This is a genomic window from Streptomyces sp. A3M-1-3 (assembly GCF_024213665.1).
GTDB lineage: Bacteria > Actinomycetota > Actinomycetes > Streptomycetales > Streptomycetaceae > Streptomyces.
Genome location: NZ_JANAVP010000078.1, coordinates 1 through 1,075 on the forward strand (window position 1 = coordinate 1; position 1,075 = coordinate 1,075).

2 pseudogenes are annotated in these 1,075 nt (G+C 67.9%); one reads left to right on the plus strand and one right to left on the minus strand.

What is annotated here, in order from left to right:
- Positions 1 to 15: 15 nt before the first annotated feature.
- Positions 16 to 195: pseudogene (locus NLX86_RS34225) on the minus strand (ATP-binding protein); the annotation flags it as partial.
- A gap of 110 nt (positions 196 to 305) precedes the next feature.
- Between NLX86_RS34225 and NLX86_RS34230 the strand changes: the two are divergent.
- Positions 306 to 1,001, plus strand: a pseudogene (locus tag NLX86_RS34230) (Scr1 family TA system antitoxin-like transcriptional regulator); the annotation flags it as partial.
- Positions 1,002 to 1,075: the final 74 nt, after the last annotated feature.

The window sequence follows — 1,075 nt, forward strand, 5'->3', positions numbered from 1 at the left end:
GCCTCATGGCGCACCGGCATTGGCAGCCAGCTCGGCGACGACCACGGCTGCGGAGTCGGACAGTTCGCTGCCGTACGTGATGCCCCATGCGTGGAGCTGGTGGAGGGCGAGGCGGCGGGCGAGGCGGGCGCCACGGGGAGTTGAGCTGAAGCGCTGTGCGAATGTGCTTGCGGGAACGGCGATTTCGGCATTCATGTCACCGAGCGTGACTGGTCGGGCGTACCGTGACCAGGGACAGTGGCGCGACTGAGCGTCACTGTACGGGTGCGGACAGCGGTCAGTACGGGCGGTCGGGCGAGGCGGACATGGTGGATGCGGAACGGGAAGCGCGACCGGAGCGGCCGGGGGAGGCGGAGGGCGCGGCGGACCTCTTCAGGTCGATCGGCAAACAGCTCAGGCTGCTTCGCGAGCGGGCCGGGCTGACGCAGAAGGAGTTCGGCGCGACGGTCGGGTACGGAGAGGACCTGGTCTCGGCGCTGGAGCGCGGGGTGCGGATTCCTCAGCCGGAGTTCCTTGAGCGGGCGGATGAAGTGCTGGGGGCGGGTGGCTTGTTGGAGGTCACCAAGGATGACGTGCGACGGGCCCAGGCAAAGGCGCGGACGCGGCACCCTGAGTGGTTCCGGGACTACGCTCGGGTTGAGGCTGAGGCGGTCGCGCTGCACGACTACAGCACCCAGGTCGTGCCAGGACTCCTCCAGACCGAGGAGTATGCGCGTGCGGTCTTCACTCAGCGGCGGCCACTGCTCGACGAGGCGACCATCGAAAAGCGAGTGGCCGACCGACTGGCCCGTCAGCTGACCTTCGAGCGCTGGCCGGCGCCGACCTTCAGCTTCGTCCTCGAGGAGACCGTACTCCAGCGCCCAATCGGGGGACGGGCCGTCAAGCAGGACCAGTTGAGGAGGCTGCTGGGCGTCGGCCGCATGCGCACTGTGGAGCTACAGGTGATGCCGACGGGCCGCGAGGAACATCCCAGCCTGGACGGCTCGTTCATCCTGCTGACCGTTCCTAATCAGTGATCAGGAGTGGGTCTTGGACCCACGTCCCGGCACTGCGCGCATCCCGAACGGTTTTGGAT